The 26,144-nt window shown below is 43.5% G+C and carries 26 protein-coding genes; 11 read left to right on the top strand and 15 right to left on the bottom strand.

The genetic code is table 11. The annotated features are described in order from the left end of the window. The first annotated feature begins 16 nt into the window (after positions 1-16). Complete coding sequence (locus K5L93_RS16275; protein WP_373869980.1) at positions 17-814, top strand: putative RNA methyltransferase; 798 nt, start codon at positions 17-19, stop codon at positions 812-814. On the opposite strand, the gene yfbV is transcribed toward K5L93_RS16275, so the two are convergent. Continuing rightward, positions 802-1,263: a terminus macrodomain insulation protein YfbV gene (gene yfbV, locus K5L93_RS16270; RefSeq protein WP_220720765.1), complete on the bottom strand. Its 462-nt coding sequence runs from the start codon at positions 1,261-1,263 to the stop codon at positions 802-804. The genes K5L93_RS16275 and yfbV overlap by 13 nt on opposite strands. Positions 1,264-1,567: 304 nt before the next feature. Here yfbV and K5L93_RS16265 point away from each other — a divergent pair, with 304 nt between their 5' ends. Next, on the top strand, positions 1,568-2,770 hold the full coding sequence (locus K5L93_RS16265) for an acetate kinase (RefSeq protein ID WP_220720764.1): 1,203 nt from the start codon (positions 1,568-1,570) through the stop codon (positions 2,768-2,770). A 68-nt stretch (positions 2,771-2,838) separates the two neighbouring features. Continuing rightward, positions 2,839-4,974, top strand: a complete 2,136-nt coding sequence (gene pta, locus K5L93_RS16260) for a phosphate acetyltransferase (RefSeq protein ID WP_220720763.1) — start codon at positions 2,839-2,841, stop codon at positions 4,972-4,974. 71 nt (positions 4,975-5,045) lie between these two features. Here pta and K5L93_RS16255 read toward each other — a convergent pair whose 3' ends face one another. The 7 genes from K5L93_RS16255 to K5L93_RS16225 form a co-directional block, all read right to left on the bottom strand. Further along, positions 5,046-5,612 (bottom strand): hypothetical protein, encoded by a 567-nt coding sequence (locus tag K5L93_RS16255; protein WP_220720762.1) that lies wholly within the window; start codon positions 5,610-5,612, stop codon positions 5,046-5,048. Between the two features lies 1 nt (position 5,613). Further along, complete coding sequence (locus K5L93_RS16250) at positions 5,614-6,129, bottom strand: RNA polymerase sigma factor (RefSeq protein ID WP_220720761.1); 516 nt, start codon at positions 6,127-6,129, stop codon at positions 5,614-5,616. A gap of 750 nt (positions 6,130-6,879) precedes the next feature. Beyond that, positions 6,880-7,233, bottom strand: coding sequence for a P-II family nitrogen regulator (locus K5L93_RS16245; RefSeq protein WP_220720760.1), 354 nt, complete (start codon positions 7,231-7,233; stop codon positions 6,880-6,882). Then, entirely contained in the window at positions 7,223-8,020 is a 798-nt protein-coding gene (locus tag K5L93_RS16240) for a DUF1538 domain-containing protein (protein WP_152779585.1), read from the bottom strand. The genes K5L93_RS16245 and K5L93_RS16240 overlap by 11 nt, the downstream gene beginning before the upstream one ends. Continuing rightward, a complete protein-coding gene (locus tag K5L93_RS16235; protein ID WP_016403914.1) occupies positions 8,017-8,751 on the bottom strand; it encodes a DUF1538 domain-containing protein in 735 nt (244 codons plus the stop codon). The genes K5L93_RS16240 and K5L93_RS16235 overlap by 4 nt, the downstream gene beginning before the upstream one ends. Positions 8,752-8,863: 112 nt before the next feature. Next, positions 8,864-9,745, bottom strand: a complete 882-nt coding sequence (locus K5L93_RS16230; protein WP_220720759.1) for a class I SAM-dependent methyltransferase — start codon at positions 9,743-9,745, stop codon at positions 8,864-8,866. Next, positions 9,735-10,790: an AI-2E family transporter gene (locus K5L93_RS16225; protein WP_220720758.1), complete on the bottom strand. Its 1,056-nt coding sequence runs from the start codon at positions 10,788-10,790 to the stop codon at positions 9,735-9,737. The genes K5L93_RS16230 and K5L93_RS16225 overlap by 11 nt, the downstream gene beginning before the upstream one ends. Positions 10,791-10,890: 100 nt before the next feature. On the opposite strand from K5L93_RS16225, the gene K5L93_RS16220 reads away from it, so the two are divergent. Continuing rightward, entirely contained in the window at positions 10,891-11,382 is a 492-nt protein-coding gene (locus K5L93_RS16220; RefSeq protein WP_220720757.1) for a 2-amino-4-hydroxy-6-hydroxymethyldihydropteridine diphosphokinase, read from the top strand. Here K5L93_RS16220 and K5L93_RS16215 read toward each other — a convergent pair. After that, positions 11,329-12,042 (bottom strand): SDR family NAD(P)-dependent oxidoreductase, encoded by a 714-nt coding sequence (locus K5L93_RS16215; RefSeq protein WP_220720756.1) that lies wholly within the window; start codon positions 12,040-12,042, stop codon positions 11,329-11,331. The genes K5L93_RS16220 and K5L93_RS16215 overlap by 54 nt on opposite strands. 85 nt (positions 12,043-12,127) lie before the next feature. On the opposite strand from K5L93_RS16215, the gene K5L93_RS16210 reads away from it, so the two are divergent. Beyond that, complete coding sequence (locus tag K5L93_RS16210) at positions 12,128-13,030, top strand: TIGR01777 family oxidoreductase (protein WP_220720755.1); 903 nt, start codon at positions 12,128-12,130, stop codon at positions 13,028-13,030. 73 nt (positions 13,031-13,103) lie between these two features. Here the strand turns inward: K5L93_RS16210 and K5L93_RS16205 are convergent, their stop codons facing one another. Next, positions 13,104-13,787 (bottom strand): DNA-3-methyladenine glycosylase I, encoded by a 684-nt coding sequence (locus K5L93_RS16205; RefSeq protein WP_220720754.1) that lies wholly within the window; start codon positions 13,785-13,787, stop codon positions 13,104-13,106. 197 nt (positions 13,788-13,984) lie between these two features. Between K5L93_RS16205 and K5L93_RS16200 the strand changes: the two genes are divergently transcribed. The 3 genes from K5L93_RS16200 (at position 13,985) to K5L93_RS16190 (ending at position 16,486) form a co-directional block, all read left to right on the top strand. After that, positions 13,985-14,959, top strand: a complete 975-nt coding sequence (locus K5L93_RS16200; RefSeq protein ID WP_220720753.1) for an acetylxylan esterase — start codon at positions 13,985-13,987, stop codon at positions 14,957-14,959. After that, positions 14,952-15,680, top strand: a complete 729-nt coding sequence (locus K5L93_RS16195) for an esterase family protein (RefSeq protein ID WP_246615073.1) — start codon at positions 14,952-14,954, stop codon at positions 15,678-15,680. The genes K5L93_RS16200 and K5L93_RS16195 overlap by 8 nt, the downstream gene beginning before the upstream one ends. A 110-nt stretch (positions 15,681-15,790) precedes the next feature. Continuing rightward, positions 15,791-16,486, top strand: coding sequence for an ankyrin repeat domain-containing protein (locus K5L93_RS16190; protein ID WP_220720752.1), 696 nt, complete (start codon positions 15,791-15,793; stop codon positions 16,484-16,486). Positions 16,487-16,796: 310 nt separating this feature from the next. Here the strand turns inward: K5L93_RS16190 and K5L93_RS16185 are convergent, their stop codons facing one another. The 4 genes from K5L93_RS16185 to K5L93_RS16170 all read right to left on the bottom strand — a co-directional run bounded on the left by K5L93_RS16185 (position 16,797) and on the right by K5L93_RS16170 (position 20,989). Further along, on the bottom strand, positions 16,797-17,795 hold the full coding sequence (locus K5L93_RS16185; RefSeq protein WP_220720751.1) for a CobW family GTP-binding protein: 999 nt from the start codon (positions 17,793-17,795) through the stop codon (positions 16,797-16,799). A gap of 182 nt (positions 17,796-17,977) precedes the next feature. Then, complete coding sequence (locus K5L93_RS16180) at positions 17,978-18,388, bottom strand: MerC domain-containing protein (protein WP_220720750.1); 411 nt, start codon at positions 18,386-18,388, stop codon at positions 17,978-17,980. Between the two features lie 29 nt (positions 18,389-18,417). Continuing rightward, positions 18,418-18,891, bottom strand: coding sequence for a Fur family transcriptional regulator (locus K5L93_RS16175; RefSeq protein WP_246615072.1), 474 nt, complete (start codon positions 18,889-18,891; stop codon positions 18,418-18,420). Between the two features lie 238 nt (positions 18,892-19,129). Beyond that, positions 19,130-20,989 carry a TIGR00341 family protein gene (locus K5L93_RS16170; protein ID WP_220720749.1) on the bottom strand — a complete coding sequence of 620 codons (1,860 nt, stop codon included), beginning with the start codon at positions 20,987-20,989 and terminating at the stop codon, positions 19,130-19,132. Positions 20,990-21,429: 440 nt separating this feature from the next. On the opposite strand from K5L93_RS16170, the gene K5L93_RS16165 reads away from it, so the two are divergent. From K5L93_RS16165 to K5L93_RS16155, 3 genes are all read left to right on the top strand, one after another. Next, the gene (locus tag K5L93_RS16165) at positions 21,430-22,224 is read left to right on the top strand and encodes a transporter substrate-binding domain-containing protein (RefSeq protein WP_016403930.1); all 795 of its coding nucleotides are present in this window, start codon (positions 21,430-21,432) and stop codon (positions 22,222-22,224) included. 100 nt (positions 22,225-22,324) lie between these two features. Then, complete coding sequence (locus K5L93_RS16160; RefSeq protein ID WP_220720748.1) at positions 22,325-23,272, top strand: amino acid ABC transporter permease; 948 nt, start codon at positions 22,325-22,327, stop codon at positions 23,270-23,272. A gap of 19 nt (positions 23,273-23,291) precedes the next feature. Next, entirely contained in the window at positions 23,292-24,017 is a 726-nt protein-coding gene (locus tag K5L93_RS16155) for an amino acid ABC transporter ATP-binding protein (protein WP_220721537.1), read from the top strand. An 80-nt stretch (positions 24,018-24,097) separates the two neighbouring features. Here K5L93_RS16155 and K5L93_RS16150 read toward each other — a convergent pair whose 3' ends face one another. Beyond that, positions 24,098-26,041: a methyl-accepting chemotaxis protein gene (locus tag K5L93_RS16150; protein WP_220720747.1), complete on the bottom strand. Its 1,944-nt coding sequence runs from the start codon at positions 26,039-26,041 to the stop codon at positions 24,098-24,100. Positions 26,042-26,144 lie beyond the last annotated feature (103 nt).

Here is a 26,144-nt window from a genome sequence, read left to right as displayed (position 1 = left end):
CGAGAATAAGCTATACATGATTATTTGCCCTATATGTCAAAGCGCGTTGAGCCTTCAAAATAAACAATGGTCCTGTGATAAGGGCCATTGTTTTGATCAAGCTAAAGAAGGTTATACCAATTTACTGGCAGTTCAGCATAAACACTCTAAGCAGCCAGGGGATAGCAAAGCCATGCTGCAAGCTAGGCAGCACTTTCTCAATCAAGGGCACTTTGCATTTTTGGCCGCGGCCGTCAATCAAATAATTAGCCAATATTCTGCCCGAAACATTTTAGATCTAGGCTGCGGAGAAGGCTATTACACACAAACCATTAGCAATCAGCAAAGTAATGCCAATAATGTAGTCGGCGTTGATATAGCAAAAGAGGGTATTCGCATGGCAGCTAAACGCTGCAAACATGCGCAGTTTTTTGTGGCTAGTAACCATCGCCTTCCGATTGCTGATAACAGCATCGACTTTACCGTAAGAGTGTTTGCCCCCAGCGATAATCAAGAGCTATTGCGTATTAGTAAGCCCAAAGCTTACTTGTTAAAAGTTGTTCCAGGCGCGATGCACTTGTCCAAACTGCGCACGATGTTATACAAAGACTTGCAAGCTCACTCAGAGCAAGCAGAAGGAATGCTAGGATGGCGGTTAATAGAACAACAAAAAATTGCCGAAAACACTACTTTAAACTACCCAGATATGAACGCGCTTTGTATGATGACCCCCTTCGCCTGGAAGAAAAACAAAGAGTTAGAGGAGCACCTTAAGCTAGGTGATAAGTTCGAAATGAACTTTGAATTTGTATTACAATTGTATCAGCGGGACTGATCGCTAAAATCATCAGCCAACACAAAACTCTTATCAAAACGTTTGAAGGCCTTGCGCAACAAATCTGCTAATTCTGCGTAACGAGGTTGAGTAACAGCCGGAGAAACACGTTCACCGGCCTCTGCCAATTTGTGATGTAAATCACGATACCAAGTAGCAAGACTTGGTGGAAGCTGTGAATTAGCACGACGTCCCAGCCAATACAAACCGTGTAAAGGCATCAGGAATATCACCAGCGCCATCATCACAGATTGTGGTAATATTTCAGTCAAATTAGCCATATACGGCATCATAACCGTAACTACTGCAATCGCAGGCATGGTTTTTATTGCCAGTGAAGTAGCAAAAATGACGCGATTCTCAGGGAAGATGGGGGCTAGCACAGGCTGCTTGGGCCAACGTTTCATGTATTCACGACCATCATTTAACATTTCAGAGAATTTGCCCATAGGGACCTCGCCACTCAAAATTGACCTAAACCAATAAACTAGTAATTTTTTTACATTTTTAGCCAGTTATTAGTATGACATATATGAATAGAATTTGCTTTCGGTTATCATTACAACGGCAAACGGTTTCATATAGATCAGCTTATTTGTTAAGTGTAGCTTGATTGAGACCAAGGCACTAGGTCAAATCTAATTTGCCTTAGTCAGAGACTTAAAATCTGAAATGAAAAACGTGTCTCGCAACGCCCAACGTTTTTCCTTTCACTGTCTATAATTGAACAAATTCAACAACAGGTGTCTATAAATGAGCAACAAGCTGGTACTCGTTCTTAACTGTGGTAGCTCTTCACTTAAATTTGCGGTGCTTAATGCGTTAAGTGGCGAAGAGATTATTTCTGGTTTAGCAGAATGCTTTAATTTGGAAGATGCGCGCCTAAAATGGAAAGCGCACGGTGAGAAAAACGAATCAAGCCTAGGTGCTTATTCTGCCCACCGCGAAGCAATTGAATTTATCGTAAAAAACATTTTAGAAACTAACCCAGAAATCTTAAACGACATTGTTGCCGTTGGCCACCGCATTGTTCACGGCGGAGAGAAGTTTACTAAATCAGCTATCATCGATGAGTCTGTAATAGAAGGCATTGAAGCATGTTCAGGCCTAGCTCCATTGCATAACCCAGCGGCTCTTATTGGTATTCGCGCAGCTCAAGCTTGTTTCCCTAAACGCCCACATGTTGCTGTATTTGACACAGCCTTCCACCAAACTATGCCAGAAAGCTCATACTTATATGCGCTGCCCTACAAGTTATATCGCGAGAAAAGCATTCGCCGTTATGGCATGCACGGTACCAGCCATTTATATGTATCTCGCGAAGCGGCAGCTATGTTGGAACAGCCAGTTGAACAAACTAACGTTATTACCGCTCACCTAGGTAATGGCGCATCAATTTGTGCAGTTAAAAACGGAAAAAGTGTTGATACCAGCATGGGCCTAACACCACTAGAAGGTTTAGTAATGGGTACCCGTTGTGGTGATATTGACCCAGCGATTATCTTCCATCTAGTTGATCGTGAAGGTTACACGCTAAAAGAAGTAAACAACATGCTGCACAAACAGTCTGGTTTAATGGGCTTAACAGAAGCAAGCAGCGACTGTCGTTATGCCGAAGAAGGGTACAGTGAAGGTAAAGAAGCCGCCATTCGTGCCATGAACGTATTTACCTACCGTTTAGCAAAAAGCATTATGTCTTACGCGGCAGCAATGGATGGTAAGCTAGATGCATTAGTATTTACCGGTGGTATTGGCGAGAACTCAGCGCTAGTGCGTAAGCTAACTATCGAAAAACTTGCCCTATTAGGCTTTAACTTAGATGAGCAAGCAAACTTGGATGCACGCTTTGGTAATTCAGGTAACATTAGCACTAGCTCAAGTCGTCCAATCTTAGTTATTCCAACTAACGAAGAAATGGTAATCGCACAAGATGCTGTGGCATTAACTCAAGCTTAATGCAGATTCATTATCAGGGCTGAGTGATACTCAGCCTTGTTTTATCACTTAACTTAAGAGGTACAGCCGTGGCTCGTACAATTATGTTAATCCCAGTTGGCGTTGGTGTTGGTGTAACATCCGTCAGCCTTGGTATGGTTCGCGCTATGGAACGTAATGGCGTAAACGTAAACTTTTTTAAACCTATCGCACAACCTAAAACGCGAGAGAAAGGGGCAGAACGCTCAACGGCTATTATCCGCCAAGCTTCGAACATTGTTCCGCCAGAACCTTTTACTCAGGCTTATGCAGAAAACCTCATCAGTGCTAACCACATCGACGACTTACTCGAAGGCATTGTAGCGCGTTTTAATTCTGCTACATCTGGCGCAGAAATCGTGGTAGTTGAAGGTTTAGTACCAACGTCTGAATCACCTTATGCGACCAACGTAAACTACGGTATTGCTAAAGCGCTAGACGCAGACATGGTATTTGTTACCAACCCAGGTAGCGATACGTCTCAGCAGCTAAAAGAGCGTATGGAAATTGCCTGTAACAACTTTGGCGGTTTAAAGAACAAACGCATTATTGGCTGCATTATTAACAAAGTTGGCGCGCCAATCGACGAGCACGAAATTACTCGTCCCGATCTGACTGAAATGTTCGATAACAAATCAGATCACTCTACCAACCTTGAAGTACTGCAAATGTTTGGCAAGAGTCCATTACGCATCTTAGGTTGCGTGCCTTGGAATGCACCGCTGGTTGCGCCACGTGCTCGCGACTTAGCTAACCACTTAAATGCCACCATCATTAATGAAGGTGACATGGATACCCGTCTCGGTCGTGTAACCTTCTGTGCGCGCAGTATTCCAAACATGGTTGAACACTTTAATGCAGGCAGTTTGTTGGTCACTTCTGGCGATCGCTCAGACGTAATTGTATCGGCCTGTTTAGCTGCCATGAACGGCGTTAAGATTGGTGCCTTGCTACTTACTGGCGGTTACCAACCTGAGCCACAAGTACTTAAGCTATGTGAAGGTGCATTTGCTACAGGTTTACCTGTTATGCTTATCAATTCAAATACTTGGCAAACTTCATTAGCGTTACAAAGCTTTAATGCAGAAATCCCAGTAGATGATTCTCAACGCATCGAATTAGTACAAGACTACGTTGCTGGTCACATTGATAAACATTGGATTGAGTCACTTACAGCTATCTCTGCTCGTGCTCGTCGTTTATCACCACCTGCTTTCCGTTACCAGTTAACCGAAATGGCGCGCAACGCTAACAAGCGTATCGTATTGCCAGAAGGCGAAGAGCCACGCACTATCGCTGCTGCAGCTATCTGTGCCGAACGTGGTATTGCGCGCCCAGTATTATTAGGTAACCCTGAAGTGATACAACGTATTGCTAGCCAGCAAGGCGTAGTACTCGGTGAAAGTGTTGAAATCTTCAATCCAGTTGATATTCAAGACAAATACGTTGCCCCAATGGTAGAGCTGCGTAAAGGCAAAGGCCTTACCGAAGTGGTAGCCAAAGAGCAATTAGAAGACAACGTAGTATTAGGTACTATGATGCTAGCCAACGACGAAGTAGACGGTTTGGTATCTGGTGCGGTTAACACCACCGCCAACACTATCCGTCCCCCGCTTCAGTTAATTAAAACCGCGCCGGGTTACAACTTGGTAAGCTCTATTTTCTTCATGCTACTTCCTGATCAAGTATTGGTATATGGTGACTGTGCAATTAACCCAGACCCAAGCGCTGAACAATTAGCAGATATTGCTATTCAATCGGCTGAATCTGCACTTGCTTTTGGCATCGAGCCACGTGTTGCAATGATTTCTTACTCTACTGGTAGCTCTGGCTCTGGTTCAGACGTAGAAAAAGTACGAGAAGCAACCAAAATAGCTAAAGAACGTCGTCCAGAATTAGTGATTGATGGTCCACTCCAATACGATGCTGCAATTATGGAAAACGTAGCGAAGAGCAAAGCGCCAAACAGCCCTGTAGCGGGTAAAGCCACCGTATTTATCTTCCCAGATTTAAATACCGGCAATACTACTTACAAAGCGGTACAACGTAGTGCAGACCTAATCAGTATTGGTCCAATGCTGCAAGGCATGGCTAAGCCAGTGAACGATTTGTCTCGCGGCGCACTAGTAGACGATATTGTTTACACCATTGCGCTAACAGCTATTCAAGCCGGCCAAAGAAAATAAAACACTAAAACGCATAAAACTAAAAAGCCGATCTATGATCGGCTTTCTTATCAACAACAAAGATAAATGAACTAAATAGCTAAACCAATCAACAAACCTTTTTCTTGCCATACTTTCACTTTAACACCATCTACCTCTAACTCTTTTTGCTTAATAATGTTTAGCCACTCTTCTGGCAGCTTGGCTTGATAAAAAGTGTGAACTTGTAAGCTTTGACGGTTTCTTACTTTTAACTGAGCGGCAATGCGGCCATCAATGCTGCAGTAGCGCCCCCCCATTATCTGCCATTTTTCTTTATCTAATAGTTGAGATTGAATTAGCTTAAAATCCAAACGGTTAAGATGCTTTTGAATATCATTAATCGATGAAGACATAACTTCCATTTGCATCTGGCTGTTATGGTTGTAGGCAATTTCTTTAGAAATAGCAGAATAGTTGATGCCAGCAAAAAACGCCAAATAGACAGTCACAGCCAACACACAAGAGACAGCGCTTGCCCAAGCCCATTGGCTAGCATCCATTCGCTTACTTTTAGCTAAGCCTTGCAGCTTGTTTACCTGTTTCTTAGACAGTTGCAGTTCTTGAAAATAATCTCGAGTAAGTTGCTTGAAGCTACCATCTTGCGCACCAAAGCTCATTTTAAGACACTTCCTCAATTAAGTGGCCAAACTCATCACTTAACCGTTTTTTTAGTCGAGATACTCGAGATAACAATGTGCCTCGAGCCACACCACTAGTAATGGCTATCTCTTGAACGCTCAAGCCTTCCACCGCCCACAAATACAGTAGCTCTCGCTCGTCCTCAGATAAACGCTCCATCACCAAGCCAACATGCTGCTGATCAATAAGCAGTAACTCCATATTTTGTAGGCTTTTTTCTACAATAGATGCATCAATGTACTGATCTTCATCCACCACTAACTCCAACTTTTTACGGCGGAAGTTATCAATAAATTCGTTGCGAATAACTCGCATCATGTAAGGTTGTAAGGGTTCTGGCGGTGGGTCTTTTTGCAACACTTTTTCGCAGCAGCTTTGTAGTAACTCGTAAGCCTGCTCACTACTGTGGCATAGTGAAAAGCCATAGCGGTATAACTGGTTAAGCAACGCATCCGAATATACCGGTCGAGCTTTACGTTTAAACAATTTCAGCATGCTATTTACTGCTAACTATCCAGCAGACATTCCTTTGTTATTTAAGTAACTCAGCGCTGATACGCCGAACAAGCTATCACTTACTCACTGTGCGATTAAACAAATAGTAAAACTTCATTCATGGCAGTATGTCTTGCAAACTCAATCGGTTATCACACCCAATTTAACTAACACTATTGTCTGCCGCAGCTAAAGCTAACTTTCATTTAACTCCATTTAAGTTGTTAATTAGTGACTTATCGATAGAGAACTTACAAAGAATAAACCAAATCATCACTAATACGCAGGCTACAGCTCCCATTTTTAGAGTTTTAACATGGCCAAAATTAAAAATTAGCCCCGAAACCAGCAAAATGACCTAGAGAGTAGCAAAACTAACGATTTTTAGATAACTAACAAAAACCAGCTACCACTATCTTCTTCATCTTAGGGCTGTAACAGACCTAAGGTCGATCAAATAGGCGCTTATGAAAACCGATTGACCTGTACCTAAGTAAAAAAGAACTACAACTCGGTAATTCGTCTACAGTTTTCTAAAAAATGCAACCACTAATATGGCACCACAAAGCATCGCTTCTTTTTTAGACAACATTAAAAAGTCATATAAAACAATAAGATATTTACAAACAGTGGTTTCATACACACTTTAATCCACAGAATGTGTGGATAAAAAAATAAAAAGACAATAGTTATACACAGAAAAAGGCAATTATTGAGCTATGCATAACTATTTATTCACATTATCCCCGCTTATTCTTCATCTGTAGGTACTTTGTGAATTAAAGCCTGAATTTGATGAGCAACCCCAACGGCTTCTTCTACGTCTAGCAATACAGCAATTCCCTGCCCTTCTTCTTGGTCAAACTCCGCCACTGCACTAATGGTATTTAATATCGGCTTGGCAAGGTGGCTTTCCACAACAAACAACAATACGTCTCGCTGTGCTTCTAGATTCAATCCAAAGAAGGTTTTTTTGCGATGCACACCTTCACCTCGCGCATTGTTTATTACCGTTGCACCAGTAGCACCAGCAGCACGTGCCGAATCGAGTACCACAGTAGTCTTTTGGTCATCAACAAAGGCAAGAATCAATTTAAATTTCATCGTCATCTCCTGACAAACTAGAACTTGCTAAGAAACTAGTGACTTGCGCATAAGCAAGCACCGAAATGATGGGGAATAAGCTGGCAAACGCAATTAAGCCAAAGCCATCAAGCAAGGGGCTACGCCCAGGTACCGATTCAGCTAAACCTAAACCCAGAGCGGTCACTAAAGGCACAGTAACCGTAGATGTGGTCACGCCTCCACTGTCGTATGCCAAAGGCACAATCGCTTTAGGAGCAAACAGGGTTTGTATCACCACTAAAATGTAACCTGCAATAATGTAGTAATGCAGCGGGTCGCCTACCACAATTCGATAACTGCCTAAGGCCAAACCTAAAGCCACACCAATTGCTACAGAGATCCGCAAACCACCTATTGATACAGCTCCGCCCGACACGCCATTAGCTTTAATGGCTACCGCTAACAGAGAAGGTTCGGCAATCGTTGTGCTAAAGCCAATAGCTGCAGAAAACAGATAAATCCAAGCATAAGCCGCCCAATGTTCCGACACGACATAAACCGCAGACTCATCTAAGCCCAAAAATTCTGCGCTGGTGAGTTGTTTTGCCATGGACTCGCCCAGTGGAAATAGTGCCTGCTCTAAGCCCAACAAAAATAACACCATGCCCAGCACAACAAATAGCGTGCCTAGTAACAGCTGCTTTGGCTGACTAATCGGCCGCTTAATCACCAAATACTGAAAGACCAATATGGTCACAACAATGGGGAAAATGTCCCCCAAGGTGCCAAACAGCGTCTCTAAGAAATTTAGGCTTGCGCTAATCAATAGACTATCCCGTAGAGCATCACAAACATCATCGGGGTTAAAGAGGCTAAAGCAATTAACCCAAAGCCATCAAGCAAGGGGTTACGGCCTTTAATCGCCGAAGCTAACCCCACGCCAAGGGCGGTTACTAAAGGTACAGTGATAGTAGAAGTGGTTACTCCACCAGAATCGTAGGCAATACCAATGATTTCTTGAGGCGCAAACATGGTAAGCAACACAATCAACAGATAGCCGCCAATGATAATTAGATACAGCGGCCAACCTTTTATGATGCGAATAACGCCAATCACAATTGCTAGGCCAACGGCAAAGGCTACACTTAAACGCAGCCCCGCGGCATACTCCTGCATACTGGTTTCGGTATTTTCAATATGCTTGGCTTGTGCGGCTACTTCTGCGGCCTCTTTGGCAACAGCCACTAAGGCTGGCTCGGCGATGGTAGTGCCAAAGCCCAAACAAAAAGCAAAGCTAAGCAGGGCTAGCAAACTACCTTTATTGGCAAAGGCATGGGCAAGGTTTTCGCCTATAGGAAACAGCCCTAGCTCTAAGCCCATCACAAAAAAGCTTAAACCAACAACCACCATTACAGCACCACTTAAGATGCTCAAAACATTGGGTAAACTGCTGTCTAGCACTCCCCATTGGAAAAACAAAACAACCACAACAATCGGCGAGATATCGCGAAGACTTTTAAGCAGAGAGGAAAATAGGTGAGAAAAACGAAACCCCATATACGCTCCTTGTATTAAACCTTTGAATTAAAGGCTTAATACAAGCTTAGCAGAGCGTTAGCTAACGCTGAGTAGCAAAGGCCAGTAAAGCGCTAAATTGTGATATTTGTAGCTAAGGCTGATTTTGGAAGATCATTACTTTTAAGCCATCATCTGGGCTTTTTTCGATTACCGCATCAGGCCTTGCCAGCGTTTCAATCAGCTTTAATTGGGGGGCTTCTGTGGCAATGGCATCAAGCAAAAAGTTACGCCCTAACCATGGAGCATTTAAACACAACATGGCTATGCCGTTTTCTGTGAGCAAACTCGGCAGCTGGCGAAGAATCCGTGGGTAATCTTTTTCGACCAAGAAACTGCCTTTTTGCATTGATGGCGGATCAGCAATCACCAATTCATAAGGGCCATGTTTGCGCAACTTACCCCAAGATTTAAACAAGTCGTGGCCAAAGAAACGGGCTTTTTTGTCATCCAGCTGGTTTAGCCGCAAGTTATCGCGGCCAACACTTAAGGCTGCTTTACTCATATCGATATTAACAACCGACGCAGCACCACCAGCAATCGCGGCTACGGCAAAACCACAAGTATAAGAGAACAAGTTAAGTATTTGTTTACCTTCGGCTTGCTGCTTTACCCATTCTCGCCCTTTGGCCATATCTAAAAAGATCCCAAAGTTTTGATGAGTGCCAACTTCAACCTTATAGCGTAAACCAAGCTCACTCACTTCACTCGGCGTTTGCTCACAACCCCATAAGTGGCTCACTGGAGCCATGGCTTGGTCACGCTGTTGCAAAAATACGCCCTCAACCAAAGGCTCGGCACTTAATTGATCCACTAACTGACCCACCAACTCTTCACTGAGAGGTGCATAAGCCACAATCAGCATGATTGGTGGTAGCCATTCAATATTGAAGGATTCAGCACCTTCTACGCAGTGGCCGCGACCATGTACAACACGTAATGCATTATCACTTAGCTGCGGAAGTTTAAGCTTCATCTACCGGTTCACTCTCTTTCTTTAAATCGTCTGGGTGGCTAAGGATACGCGAGAACCAGTGGCCACTGTTACTAGATTCCAAGCCAATTTTGATAATCATGGTTAAGGGTACCGATAACAACATGCCAACACTGCCAAACAACCAGCCCCAGAATATTAACGACAGCACCACTACCAGCGAAGACAAACCTAAACCTTTGCCCATAATACGCGGTTCAACTATGTTGCCCATCACCAAATTTACACCCACATACAAACCCGCCACAGCCAAAGCTTGGCTTGGTCCTAACTGCAACAAGGCTAGCAATACCGGTGGAACAGCGGCAATAAGCGACCCCACATTAGGAATATAGTTAAGCAAGAAGGCCAAAATACCCCACAATATGGCGTAATCTAAATCCAATAAGCTAAGCACGATTGTGATAGGAATTGCGGTAAATAAACTAATCATGGTTTTAACCGCAATGTAGCTATTAACGGCTTTTAGAAACTTATTTACCTGAGACATACGCACATCAGGATTATGAATTGCGTCGTGCATCCGTTGTGGCATGGTATCGGCTTCTAGCAACATAAAAATAGTCACTAACAAAATAATGAAGATGTTGGTTGCTGCTCCGCTTAAGCCTGTTAAGGTATTAGCAAATAGCCCCAGAATAACCCCAGGGTCAAAGTAATCAGTCACAATGCTCATCGACAGGTCGATATCAAAACCCGCTGCAAATGCACTTAAACCAGCCAATTGCACCAACAACTGTTCTCGATACACCGGAATAGAGGCTCTAAAGTCACTAATCGAGCTACCTACAACACCTGCTAACAGCATGATTAAACAAACAATTAGCAACAGTACCATCATTACCGACAATACCCGTGGAATTCTTAAACGGGTTAAAAAATTAACGATGGGGCTGGCAATAATGGCAATAAACATCGACATCAAAAATGGAATTAATACTGGTGTTGCAGCTTTCAGCCCTGCCAGTAAAACCACTAAGGCAGCGGCTGTGACTAAGCCATGGCGCATCGAGGTGGTTTGATTCACCACTCACTCCTAGAAATAACTGATTATGCTCAGCAGTTTAGCTTGCATAAGCGCTGGCGAAAAGGCTAAATAAAATCCTATAGCAAACGGGAGTAACCAGATGTTTTACTTATGTAGCCTTGGCAGCAACATTCAGCCACTCGAGCACCTTCCTGCTGCGCTATGCCAACTTAGTGAACGCTTGCATACACTCACCATTAGTTCGTTTATCGAAACCACGCCTTTTGATATGCAAACTGAACATAAATTTATAAATGCCCTAGGCTGGTTTGAATCGATGCAAAGCCCCAGCCAACTTAAACAGTTTTTTAATCAGCTTGAAGCTAGGCACGGACGTAACCGCAATGATCCGTTATCTAGTGCTAAAGACCGAAGTTTAGACATTGATTTAATTGGGCCAGTCGAACATAAAACTACCCTCGCCTATTTAGCCATAGACCCTTTTTTGCTCACTCTACAACGGCAACTATTTACCACCCCAACACAAATGCTCCCTCAAGCACTAGATATAAACCTGCAACTAAGCCCGCAGCAGTGCCTACCACTGGGTAAGCGACCTACCACCATCCACTTTAATCGAGCATCCGGTTAGGAACTCATTGTTAATCAATAACTCAATGGTTTGCCAAACCGGCGCTATGCCGCCTTCTTTAGCTAATGGGGTTTGTGCCAGCACCCGCTCACGATGCTGTTGATCATGCTCATCCAAAAATAACATCGGCCCTGGCTCTATGCCATTCACTCTCACCTCTGGTGCCCAATGGCTGGCGTAGGCTTTTAGCATATTAGCTAAGCCCGCTTTAGAAGCGCAGTAAGAGCGAAATTTAGCATGTGGCTGCTGAGCATAAATATCGGTCATCATCACCACACAACCTTTGGCTTTACATAATGCGCTATACATAGTCTCGTTAATCAGTTTTGGCGCCAACATGTGCACTGCATACATGGCGTCAAAAAACTCAGCTTGCTCAGCAGCGCTGTGGTTTGGCTCATCGCAAACAAATAACGAAGCGTTATGAATGAGTACGTCCAAGCTGTCGCAAAGTTTTGGTAGCTGCTCAACAAAGCCTAATAGCTGAGTGCGCTGGCTAAAATCGGCTTGTATTAATATAACCCCCAAGTCTCTTAGATCGTCTAGCTCTGCGCGCTCACTTCGATATTGACCAATAACCCGATAACCCAAGCCAACAAACTGATGTGCAAGAAAAAAACCCAAACGTCTGCCAACGCCCGTAATCAAAACCGTCTTCATCTTGCTTCCCATCCTCTAAATCTCTGCTATTGTTAACTAAATCAAAGAGTAACATGGCTAGCCCTAACAAGGACTGCTCAATATTATGAAAATACTACTTACCGGTGGAACTGGCTTCATCGGCAGCCGCTTAGTAAAACATTTACAATTTAGTCATGAACTGACGATATTGTCACGCAACCCTATTCGCGCCTATCAAAAGCTTGGGCATAACTTACTGGCTATTCCTTCTCTTAAAGATCTCAATAACCTTAACGAATACGATGCCGTTATTAACCTAGCGGGTGAACCCATCGCCAACAAACGTTGGACCGAGCAACAAAAGAAGCGTATTTGTGATAGCCGCTGGGCACTCACCGAGCGCTTAGTCGAGCTATTTGAACAAAGTGAGCAAGCACCAGAAACCTTTATAAGTGGCAGCGCCATTGGCTATTACGGCGAGCAAGGCCAACAAGCTTTAGATGAAACCAGCATCATCGAAGATGACTCCTTCCCTCATCAAGTATGTAAAACCTGGGAACAAATCGCTTTAAAAGCGGCAAACGAGCATACCCGCGTGTGTGTTTTGCGCACTGGCGTGGTCATTGGCATAGAAGGTGGCGCATTGGCAAAAATGTTGCCGGCCTTTCGTTTAGGTTTAGGTGGCCCAGTGGCCGATGGCCAACAGCAAATGTCGTGGATCCACATTAGTGACATGGTAGACGCCATAATATTTCTGCTCAACAATCAGCAATGCCATGGCGCTTACAACTTAACCTCACCTAACCCCGTCACCAATCAACAATTTAGCCAAGCGCTAAGCAAGCAACTTAAACGCCCATGCTTATTTCGTGCACCAGCTTGGGTGTTAAATACCGCAATGGGTGAAATGGCCAGCTTAATTACTGGCGGGCAAAAGGTGCTGCCAAAACGGCTAAGCGGAGAAGGCTTTAACTTTCGCTACAAAGAGCTAGACCACGCCTTCAAGGAAATACTGCCGCGTCGCTAGCGGCTAAAGTCCAACATCAATTAAGCCGTTTAAAGATGTAAGCAAGTAATACTAATAAGCTAAACGCTTTAACCTATAAGTTGTTTTCACCAATAGAATACGCCACCGTTTGGCTAATAGCCGCTAAAGGTAAACTGCTTTGTAACTGCCAACTGTTAAACACCTCTTGTACTGCTTTTAGCCCTTTAATACTGGTTGGCGCTTTGTTTATCACTCCACGATTAACCAAGTAAGCCACCACATCATTCGACAAGATAAAAGTATCTTTACCCATGCGACGCAAGGTATAAGAGGCAGAGTTACCGCCAAGGCGCGCACCTTGCTTCTTAAGCAGTAACCACAAACCTACAATGTCGTCGCTTGGCCACTGAGCCACAAACTTGGCAAAGCTGCCATGCTCGCTGGCAAGGTCTAAGATCATCTGGGCGTTATGTGGCACGGTGATGATTTTTTGGCGATTGCGAATAATGCTGACATCGTTACATAAACGTTCAATATGGCTGTCGTCCAGCATCAGCATTTTTTCTGGGTCAAAGTTGAAAAAGGCCCGCTCAAAATCTGGCCATTTGTTTTCTACCACTCGCCACACAAAGCCAGACTGGAATATGGTTTTAGTCATGGCCGACAACCAGCGGTCATCACTAATGCCAGCTAAATGCTCACTGCTTAAAGGGGTAGTCAGTAAATGTTGTAACGCAGCATCGCCACCTTTACGCTCCGCGGCTCGTTGCCAAATAGAAGAAAAGTCTTCAACCACAATCAATCCTTATTTGTTAAATCAGAGATGCCTAAGTGAGAATTATTCTATACCGCTTAGCACTATTGACTAAAGCCTGTTGTTTAGCATTTTTTAATAGCGACTGATTCGACCACACTGACAAAAATATTTAACATTAGAAATCTGTAACATAAAAGCGTTATAGTTTTCATAAACCTAAATGAAGATAGCGAAATATGCCCAGCAAACTTAAACATGATTTTGAGTTTGAGCCAGACTACGGATACACCTTAAGCCAACTTAAAGCGCTGCGCCCTGATGATCGACCCAGAGGTTTTAAAAGCTTTTGGCTAAACAAATATCAGCATGCCCTGCAAATTAGGCCCGACGTCGCTATTCAAGATTGCCACCAAGACACTCCCAACTGGCGCATTTTTAAGTGCTATTACAACTCGACTAAGCAAATGCGTTGCGGCGGCTGGCTGCTACTTCCCCACTCGGGTGTGGTAAAACAAGCAATCATTAGTGCCCATGGTTATGGTGGTATCGAACAAGTAGACTGCCCGGTATCGCTTAAAAATACAGCAGTGTTAATGCCCTGCTCACGGGGCATTGGCTTAAGTGCCAAAGCGCCTATTTCAGACAACCCCATGTGGCACGTACTGCACAACATTCAAGATAAAGAGCGCTACATTATTGGCGGTTGTGTTCAAGATTTATGGTGCGGAGTAAGCGCCTTGTTACGCCTATTTCCACAAGTTACTAATAAAATCGGCCTAATGGGCAGCAGCTTTGGTGGCGGACTAGGCATATTTGCTAGCGCTTTTGACCCACGCATTCAACGTGCTCATTTTCATGTTCCCACTTTTGGTAACGTAGCGCTTCGTTTAAAGCTGGCTACCCACGGCAGCGGCAAAGCATTACAAGGCTTTTACCAACAGCAACCCAAACTCGCATTAAGTACATTACGCTATTTTGACTCAGCCACCGCAGCCACTTACTTAAGGTGCCCTAGCCATTGGGCCTTGGCCTTATTTGACCCTTTTGTCGCACCACCTGGGCAGTTTTCGGCTTACAACAACGCTCCTCAGCCTAAACAACTCACAGTGCTAAAAGCAGGCCATTTCGACTACCCCGAGCAACAGCAGCAGCGCCAACAGGTTAATCAACAATTGGCTACATTTTTTGGTGAACTCACTAAGCATGAATAGAGAATATCATCGTTGGTGGAGCCCCAATTTGCATCGCGATATGGAGCTGTTGGTATTTGGTCACGCAGGGGCTAAAGTGCTGGTATTTCCTACTCGCGGCGGGCGTTTTTATGAATACGAGAACCTAGGGCTCGTTAACTCAATCGCTCACAAAATTAATGCCGGACAGCTGCAGTTATATTGTGTCGATAGCATCGATATCGAAAGCATGTATTGTTTTTGGGCCCACCCTGCTGGGCGAATTCAGCGCCACCAGCAATACGAAGACTACATTCTGCGCGAAGTACTGCCCTTAATGGCGCAGAAAAATGACCACCCTTGCACCATCTCTCACGGATGCTCCTTAGGTGCTTATCACGCCGCTAACATTGTATTTCGCCACCCTCACCTTTTTAACAGGTTGGCGGCTTTTTCTGGCCGTTTCGACCTTACTTGGCAGGTTGAATCTTTCAGTGATTTATTCGAAGGCTTTTACAACGACAACGTCTATTTTCACACACCTACCCACTACCTAGTAAACCTAAACTGCCCTCAACGCTTATCCGAGCTAGCCAATACCGATTTACTGTTCATTATTGGTAATCAAGATCCCTTCCTGCAAAATAACCACACCCTAAGCCATATTCTTAATCACAAAGGCTTAAATCATCGAATGATTGAATGGCAGGGCCGCGCCCACCGCGGACGTTACTGGCGAGAAATGGTGCCGCAGTATTTGTAGCGGTCAATTAAAATATGTAGGTCTTTAATATGTTTAAAAACAGATATCGTTTTATATGTTTATTTTTTTATTGTGCTTTGATAAGCAGTTGCAGTGAGAAGAATAACGAAATGAAACTATCAGAAACATTTTCAACGGAAACCACCAAGTTTATCGAAGCGGTTGTAGAAAAGAATTTTGACAAAGCTAACGAGCAGCTGCTTAAGGGAGCAAATATTAACGAAATAGGGCTTAACGGAATAACTCCGTTGCTCTGGGTTTATACTGATTCAAATGATGCGCATAAGCTAATAGAGTATATGCTACTCAACGGAGCAAACCCAAGTTACCGAGATGAACAAGGTTTCTCTGCATTGTATTTAGCTACAGGCGGAGATCGGAAAGAGATCCTTGAAGTGCTATTGAAATATGGTGGAGACCCTAATTTGGAAGCGCCAGAAAAATTGGGCGGAGCATTTAGAAGAACGATGTTAATGGTAGCCATTTCTAATTTTAGAGAAGAGTATTTTGATCTGTTATTGGATCATGGTGCAGATGTAAATTGGAATATAGAGGGCAATAAAGGTTCGCTAAATATAATTCAATCAACTATAAATGTCGGTCATTTTGATTGGACTTTATTTTTCCTTAAAAAAGGATTCAAGGGGAATTTACAAGAAGTTGCAGTGTCAGCTCATGTAAGAAAGGTATCCGATGACATGAAACCTTATAAACAAGACGTTTTTACTTATTTAGAAACTAAAGGCGTTAACATACAGCAAGCCATTGCGAATTTCGAAGCCAGAGGCGTTGTTCTTAATGAGTAAAGAAAATAAAGTTAAAAGGACACCTAATTTTTTTAACTAGTCCAAATAGAGGAAGCCTCACCCACAGCACATGTTAGTTAACCTGGGCTAGGGATAGGAAGTAACGATAACTCTGCAACCCAGTACTTAATCTAGCTTCATGTTTCTGTCGAGATAGTTTTGCTTAGTTTAAGGCGAAGGTGCGTGCCAATAGCTAGCCTACTGCAAGTAGCTTCAACACCGAAATAAGTAAAAATAGCCGCTAGAAACTAGTTTGTTATCCCGAGCTCAGGTTAGTTATTTGGACTAATATCCGTATTTTTTCGTGACCTCACTCCACCAAACACTCAAGCAACCTTGCTTCTAAATCATCATCTAGCTGATTAGCAATCACTTCTATGCGGCTTTCTAGACAATCGTCTAGCTCAGCTTCACTTAAGCCATCGCTGGTGTAGTTGTAAGCAAATACGCCGCTGCTAGTTATAAATACAGCTTTTATGCGCTCTACTTTTAAGCTTAATAGCAGCAAACACAGCTTCTTGCGATCGAATACTTTATTAGGGGCAAAACGCCAGCCTATACTGTTAAACCCTTCGCCTTGGTTGCTGGCTTTTAAGTAACCACTCTCTGGAATAACTTGCTCGGAGGCAAGTGGTTTATCGTGACCATGATGATGATGTTCATCAGGTGCATAGCTACCCGCCGTAGCGCCTTGCAGGCAGCTAATGTCCATCTGGCCGTTTTTGCTAAACAGAACTTGCGCACCTTTGCGCCCGTGTTGAGTAACATATTCACGTAGCTGTTGCTGCTCATCTGTTTGATAAAGATCTAACTTATTGCCTATCACGGTATCGGCTATGGCAATTTGTTGGTTGAAGGTTTCGTGGCTAGTGTAACGGGCATCACTAAGGTTTCTGGCATCCACTAGCGTAATGGTTTTATTTAACGACAGTACTTGCTGGTAGTACTCTGATGAGAGTACTTCTAACACTTCTTTTGGGTGGCCTAAGCCTGTTGGCTCTATTAATAAGCGGTCTGGCTTAGATTCACTCAACAACTGGTTTAATGCGATTTGCATTGGCAAGCCCGCAGCGCAGCACATGCAGCCTCCTGGAACTTCGCGAATATATACTTGTTGCTGCTGATGTTGACCTTGAAGCAAGGCGCCATCTATACCAATTTCGCCAAACTCATTTACAAGTACCGCCCAGCGTTCGTTTTCTGGTTTATTGCGCATTAGCTGCAAAATAGCTGAGGTTTTACCTACACCTAAAAAGCCAGTGATGATATTAGTGGGTACGGCGCTAATGGGCTGGCGCTTACTGCTCATGGTTTGTGTTCCAATTAATTAAAAAAGGTAAGCATTGCTGCAAAAACTAAGTATTGTTTATAGCATTACTTAACGGAGGAAAGAACGTTGATTACTAGACTAACTCAAGCAAGTCTTTAAGTTTAAGACTTGGTTTAATGATGGGGCTAAACAAGTAATACAGGTTAAAAAAGTTGAAAGCCTTAATGCTCTGGGCAATCGCAATTGTTGTGATCATGCTGGTGACACAAACGATAGTTCATCCAGTGGCCAATAGCTACCAACGTTGCGCCTAACAAGGTAAGCGATTTTTCGCCAATTTCCCCAATGCGGTCTTCACCAAGGGCAACTGCCAAAATCAATAGAGCCAAACCAGCAACACCCCATAGCAGCACTTTAGTTCGGTTGTGTTGTTTACATCCCATGGTGAGTGCATAAGCGCTAATGGGTATAACCGCTACTACCATCCAAAGGTGAAAAGCCTCGCTGTGTAAAGGTAGCGCAACCATGCTGGGAACCAAAACAAACAACAGAGGTAACGCCAAACAATGAATGGCGCACGCAAATGATAAACCGATGGCGAACTTATCGCCGATTGCTTGAGTGACTTTCATTCACTTTCCTTGTTTTAATGTTGATTGAATTAGGCCACTTGCTGAATACAGTCTTCGCATAGGCAGTTCATTTCCAATTGCTGACTAACTAAGGTAAAACCAGCCTGCTCGGCATTGTGTTTTAACTCGTTAATGGTTGAAGCAGCGATGCTGATTTCTTTTACTTTACTGCACTTACCGCATATCAAAAATTGCGGTACCCCATGGCTATGGCTGCAGCAAATATGCGCACATGCGACATATTTATTGGCCAAGCTAAGTTTGTGCACAAGATGCTCGGTTTCTAGAAAATCAAGGATGCGATACACCGACATGGCAGGAATGCTTTGGTCGAATAGTTGCTTACAATAATCGGTGAGTTCATAAGCAGAGAGCGCTTTGTTTGACTGCACCAAACCAGATAAAACCTGCTTGCGTTTGGTGGTTAAGCGTACACCTCGTTGCTTGCAGTGTTGCTCGGCATGTTGAATAACGCTATCAATTTGCATCATAGATTTGCTCATATTTTGTTTTACTTGGCTATCAATCATCCCTCGATAAAATGTTACGTTATATCATAACTTGAATTCAAGGCTTATTTTGATTTTATGTTCGAGGTAAATTGCAATGGCCTTGTTAATAGTAAAGCCAGATTGATCAACAAACCTTTAGGCGCTTTATAGGTAAGAGTAATAAAGAGGCTATTTGTTGCATCACTTATAGCCTCTTTAAGAATACGTTCAGAGCAATAACATAAAAGCTTTAACGCCGAATAATGATTGAAGCTTCTAGCTGAAAGCTACGGCCAAGCTCTTGTTCAATACGTGCTTTAAGCCCATCTAATTGTTGGTCGTTAAGTGAATGTTCACTAACCAACTGCAAATGCAAAGTGAGCGGCTTGGTACTTTGCGCTCGCACTGTTCGCAGCAATACCTCATTAAAGGTTTTACCTTGTAAGTGCTGCACTATTTGCGCTTCTTCTGATAGGCGGTTAAAACTAAATACCAATGGAATGCTCACAAGGGTCACGGCAACTAAAGCGATGCCTAACCCCTTTCTGGCGCGGGTAAACGGGGCAAAACCTAGCGCTAAAAACGTTAAAGCGGCCGAAAATACAATGCCGGCTAAGTTAGTTAAAAACAACAAAAAGGCGCCAGAGGCAACGCCAATATTGAGCCAGCCTAAGCCTATGCCAGTTACTGCTAAAGGCGGCACCAACGCCACCGCAATAGCAACGCCTGCCAAGCTTTTGGCTGCATCAATCCGCGCATGGGCATAAGCACCGGCAATGCCGGAGATAATCGCCACCCCTAAATCAAGCAGATTAGGGCTTAGTCGCGCCGAAATCTCGGGCGTAATCACTTCCATGGGAATAATAAAGCTGGCGCTTGCGGCAAAGCCCAAGGCTACACACAAGCCAGTAAACAAGGTACCTAAACTAGCGGTCATTAAGCTAGGATCTTGACGAGTAAGCGCCATAGAAAGCGAAATAATAGGCGCCATTAACGGCGCTAAGATCATCGCACCAATAATCACCGGTGCCGAGCTGGCATAAAGGCCAATGGAGGCTAGCAAAGTAGACAGGACCATCAAGGTTAAAAAGGCCGGCGAGGTTGTGGCGTTGTCACGCAGCAATTGGTAGAGCTCTTTAAACTCTTCTTTGGCGGCATGCGCTATCCAAGGCAGTGGCTTGGCAGCTAGGGCGTTAATTGCTTCACCCTCTGGTAAGTTGGCAATTTTACGGCTCTCTTTTACAGCTACGGCACTGTCTTGGCAAAGCATGCTAGCTGAGGGGAAAATACGTAAAGCACGGTGCTCGCAGTCAACGACTAAGCAGGTAGCTTTTGCGGGTATACCATCGTGCCAATACTCAAACTCACTCTCCGCGCTAAGCTGTATCGATTTAGATTTGATTAAACTAAGAAAACGCGGCTTTCTTACCGCCCGACCAAACATAGCGAGTACTAAAAAACGGAACATTTCCATGATGCTGCGAGGCGCTAACAGCATGCTTTCTAACATACCGTCGTTACAGTGAGTATCGGTAAGTATCCGTTTAGATAGCATTGAACCTTGAGCATGTTCAATAATAACCAGCCCCACTAACGAGGTCTCTAAGCAAGTATCACTTCCGGTGGTAAAACTAAGTTTTTGCGGCCTGATATCACCAATTTTCTTAATATTTTGCCAAGTTTGCGCGATGCGTTGTCGCCACGAACCATTGTGCCCGCCAGGGCGTAGGTTAAAGCTATGACCTACCACTAAGTGATTTAATACCACTTGCTGGTTACAACGCAGCACATCAATTTTTGTGGCTTCGGCTTGCCGAACCTCCGCCAAGGTTTGCTCTATAGAGCTAGCCAAACTAAAAGCACGACGGGCATGGTTTGCTTTAGGATGCGGCAATACTGCTACTATCCATTGTTGTTCTACCGCTAAGGCAATGGCGGTAGTTAAGGCTTCATCGCTAAGATAACAATAAACGACGCTGTCAGCTTTAAACTCGGGCGGTTGGTTCACATCCCACACTTTTGGCAATATTACATCGTCGAACAGCGGAACGAGTTTTTGACTCACCATATCACTGGCGTCGGGCTCAAATAACAAAAAACTATCGGCCATTCCTGTTTCCATACAAGAGTTTAGATTTTACCTCAGCATGGGGGTTGTCACTTAAAACTGCAAGTAACAGCGCTACCAGTGAGTACCCATTTTTTAGCGCTCTACTCATTTAGCACTGCCTAAATATTCTACATTTAGCCTTGATAACCATAGATTTTCTTTAATGCTTAAAATTTTTTTAGCATTAATAACAAATAAAACAGTTAAACAAGCTGCGCGACTAAAGCCTTAATTTGCGGGCATTTAGACGTCCATGCGGCTAACTAAACTTGAAAGTATCGTTCATTTTGTAAACACGACACCAAAAACCGCCGCTATTTTTTTCTAGTGTATTCTGCTATAACTTGCCTGAAACACTAAGGGTTCACGCTGTTTTGTAAGGATAGTGCAGAACATGAACTCAATAAAAATAACGAATTAAAAACACAACAAGGACCATTATGAAACGTGTCATTCAATCTGCGATTGCCGCAGTTACACTGTTATCAAGTGCTGCTTTTGCTCAGCAAACATTGTTACAAGAAATCACTGAATCTGGCGAGCTACGCGCTTGTTTTGATGCTGGCTACATGCCATTTGAAATGAAGGCCAAAAACGGCCAGTTCATTGGTTTTGATATTGATTTAGGTAAGCAAATGGCGCGTGCAATGGGCGTTAAATACGTACCAGTAAACACCGCTTGGGACGGTATTATTCCTACCCTACTTACTGGTAAGTGTCACCTAATTATGGGCGGCATGACCATTACGCCACAACGTAACATGCAAGTTAACTTTGCAGACCCATACGTAGTCATTGGCCAATCAATCCTACTTAGCCCTAAATTAGAAGGCAAAGTAACCAGCTACCGTGACCTAAACAGCGACCAATACACTGTGGTAACTAAATTAGGTACTACTGGTGAAGGTGCCATTAAGCGCTACATTCCTAAAGCTAAAGTAAACCTATTTGAAACCCAATCTGAAGCGGTACTAGAAGTGACTAACGGCAAAGCCGATGCCTTCATTTACGACTTACCGTTTAATGCGATTTACGCGGCAGAAAACCAAGGTCAGCTAACTCACCTAGATCAACCGTTCACTTTTGAACCGCTAGGTTGGGCTGTTCGCCAAGGCGATCCTGATTTCTTAAACTTCTTGAACGGTTACTTGCGTCAAATTAAAGGTGACGGCACCTACGACCGCATTTACGACAAGTGGTTTAAAGATGATGCTTGGTTAAAACAAGTTCAATAGTAAGACTTAAGTGGCTGCCCTTAGCAGCCACTTTTCTTTACTAAGCGCGCCTTAAGCGTGCTTAGTAAAGTAAAACCAAATATTAATAAAAGAGCTTCAGATGCAAACTCAAGCAAGCAAAATTCTGTGGAATGGCGTTTTTGTTGCCATTTTACTTAGCCTATGCGGACTCATTTATCTGTCGGGCGAAAAAATTGACTATAACTGGAACTGGCAACGTGTTGTTCCTTACATCGTAAATAACGAAGCAGCCAGCATTACCGCGCCGCAAGACGGCAGTATTGAAAGTAATGCAGCAGGCCAACTGCAACTAGTATCAGATGGTGGCGAGGTATTAGTAAATCTATCTGAGTTTGAAAACATCTCAGTATACGAAGGTGACCTAGTATTTGAAGGCGACCAACTAGCCTCCTCCGAGCAGTGGCGAATTGGCCCGCTCACCGAAGGCTTAATTGTTACGATTAAAATTTCATTATGGTCATTGGTTTTTGCCATTTTGCTTGGCTTAGTGATTGGCTTAATGCGTATCGCCGACAACCCAGCGCTGCGCAAACTATCCATCACTTATATCGAGATTATTCGCGGCACACCGCTGCTGGTACAAATCTTCATTGTGTACTTCTTCATTGGTACCGTATTCGATTTAGAACGCTTTACTGCAGGCGTGATTGCTTTATCGGTGTTTACTGCAGCCTACGTAGCCGAGATTATCCGTTCAGGTATTCAATCTATTCCTAAAGGCCAAATGGAAGCTGCCCGCTCTTTGGGTATGAACTACCCACAAGCCATGGTGAACGTAATTTTACCGCAGGCCTTTAAACGAACCTTGCCACCAATGGCAGGCCAGTTTATTAACCTGATTAAAGATTCTTCATTGGTATCGGTGATATCCATTACTGACCTAACCAAAGCCGGTCGTGAAGTTGTTAGTGGTAGCTTTGCACCTTTTGAAGTGTGGTTTACTGTAGCCCTACTTTACTTGGTACTTACCAGCAGCCTGTCTTGGGCTATTCAACGCTTAGAAAAGAGGTTAGCTGCCAGTGACTAAAGATTATCAAGGCAACGACATGATTGTTGCAAAGAACATAAACAAAATTTACCCCAATGGCTGCCACGCATTAAAAGACGTATCGGCAACGGTAAACCGTGGTGAAGTAGTGGTGATTGTGGGCCCTTCTGGCTCGGGCAAGTCGACGTTTTTGCGTACCTTAAACCAGCTAGAAACCGTAAGCAGCGGCACCATTCATATTGATGGTACCGATATGTACGCTAAAGGCACTAACATTAATAGCTTGCGTGAAGAAGTAGGTATGGTGTTTCAAAACTTCAACTTGTTCCCACACAAAACAGCCTTAGGCAATGTAATGCTAGCGCCACTTAAAGTGGCTAAACGCCCCAAACAACAAGCCGAAGACGAAGCCAAAGCCTTGCTACTTAAAGTAGGTTTAGCAGATAGAATGGGCAACTACCCTTCTCACCTCTCTGGCGGCCAGCAGCAGCGTGTGGCGATTGCCCGAGCACTGGCGATGCAGCCCAACATTATGTTGTTTGACGAGCCCACCTCGGCGCTTGACCCAGAAATGGTAGGCGAAGTATTAGATGTAATGAAAGGCCTCGCAGCCGACGGCATGACTATGGTGGTAGTGACCCACGAAATGGGCTTTGCCCGAGAAGTGGCAGACCGAGTATTGTTTATGGAAGACGGCGAGCTCTTGGTAGAAGCTACGCCAGAAGCGTTTTTCGACAACCCCAGCCACCCAAGGCTACAGCAATTTTTGTCGATGGTTCTTTAACGAAACCTTGAATTACACGACAAAAAAGGGAGCTTAAGCTCCCTTTTTTGTTTGCCGGCATTACGCCAATAATTTTGTGACTATTTTACTGACTTTTCCGTTTTATTCAGTAATTCTACGATGTTCTCGGAGAGCGGCCCTAGCTCTTGATATAGCTCGTCAGCTTTTTCAAGCTCATTGTTGTCATGTAATTCTAGGATCTCTTTTACAATTTGATGCAGCCGTGCATGCGGAGCTTCTATTTGTTTAAAATAACTTAATTGCTTATATTGCTTCGCTCCATCACTGTAATACCAACGACCTAATGCACATTCTTTATGTGAACAAGCTTGCTGCTTGGTAATCGCAGATACATCACCCTTCAAGAAGTCTCTCACTTTAATTTTCCATGCTAGATGGGCATTTCGCGCCATATCAAAGTCGAAATGGCTGGCGGGTTCTCCTAGATTATATTGGTTCAACTGCAGTTTTAGTGAAGTCGACATTTTAGTTAATTGCTCGATCTTAGATTCAAGCTGCACAATATTATCTGCAGTCTTATAAGATTGAACACTTATCGAAGTAACATTCTTATTCATTTCTTCTGTAACTTTCGACTGCTCTTCAGCAGCAGTCGCAATTTGCATATTCATGTCGTTCACATCAGCGACTGAAGTAACAATTTCGGTAAATGCATCCTCGGTTCCTTGGATTTGCCTAACGGACTGGTTCACTTTCTCTAAACCCTTCTCCATTGCAACTACCGCGTTACTGCTACCCGTTTGTAAACGTTCAATCATCGAATTTATTTCGACAGTGGATTGCTGAGTTCTAGATGATAAAACTCGGACTTCATCCGCTACTACTGCAAACCCGCGGCCCTGCTCTCCCGCTCGAGCCGCTTCAATAGCTGCATTTAGTGCCAGCAAGTTAGTTTGGTCAGCAATACCACTGATAGAATCTGTAATGTCACGTATTTGTTGACACTCTTGGGCTAATACATTTATTGAATCGGCAACTTTACTCACATCTGCTGACAGCTCAAGAATGGTCTCCCGAGTTTCACTCACCATTTGTTTGCCACTATTAGCTGCATTATCAGCAAAGGACGCAAGTTCCGCATTTCGTGCGGTATTTTCAGCGACTTCTGCAACGGTAGCGCTCATTTCATTCATCGCAGTAGCCACTAACTCTGTCTCGGAGTGCTGACGAGTCATACTATTTTTGGTCATATAGCTGGTTTCAGACAACACATCGGTTGCGACTACTAAATCTTGTGATGACTCAGTAAACCGCCCAATAATGGCTTTGAGCCTACCTTGCAGCATCTTAGTAGACATTACCGCTTCGCCAAGTTCATCTCTTTTCAAGATCTGAATATTTTCTGTTAGATCGCCTTCCGATACACGTTTAATAATGGTGTTTAAGCGCGCAATACGCATCACTACATCTCGATTAAACAAATAAAACAAACCAGTAAAAAGTATACTTATCCATACATTTGTAACAACATCGAACAATTCGCTGCTAAATAAATGGCCAGCAGTGAATTGAGTAACTAAAAAAGAAATAAATGCTAAGCCAATTAAGCTATTTACTTTAGTGCTTAATTGCATACGATCAATTAAGGTTGGCGAGGGGAAAGTCCGTTGTGGATTCTGTAATAACTCCACATAGAGAGATTGAGCAGTTTCGATTTGTTTTCTCGACGGGCAACTACGAATCGATTGGTAACCCACTTTTTTACCAGCTTCGAACACAGGGGTAACATAAGCATCGACCCAGTAATAATCCCCATTTTTGCATCTATTTTTTACCAAGCCCTGCCAAGGCTTATCAGCTTTTATGGTAGTCCATAAATCGGCAAAAGCAGCTTTTGGCATGTCTTTATGACGAACAAGATTATGATTTGAATCAACTAACTCTTGTTCGGTGTAGCCACTTACTTCAATGAAATCTTTATTGCAATATTTAATCACCCCTTGTAGGTCTGTGACGGACACTAGCGTAGCTCCCTCTGCAAAAGTGCGCTCTTTCCCTGCCATTTGTTACACTCCTAGCTATGACTTTATAAGGCTATTACCATAGTTAAGTTTAGATATTTTAATTATAAATACTATGATTATCCCTACATAAAAAAAGGAAAAA

The organism is Agarivorans litoreus, assembly GCF_019649015.1.
Lineage (GTDB): Bacteria > Pseudomonadota > Gammaproteobacteria > Enterobacterales > Celerinatantimonadaceae > Agarivorans > Agarivorans litoreus.
This window is presented reverse-complemented; position numbering and strand designations above follow the sequence as displayed.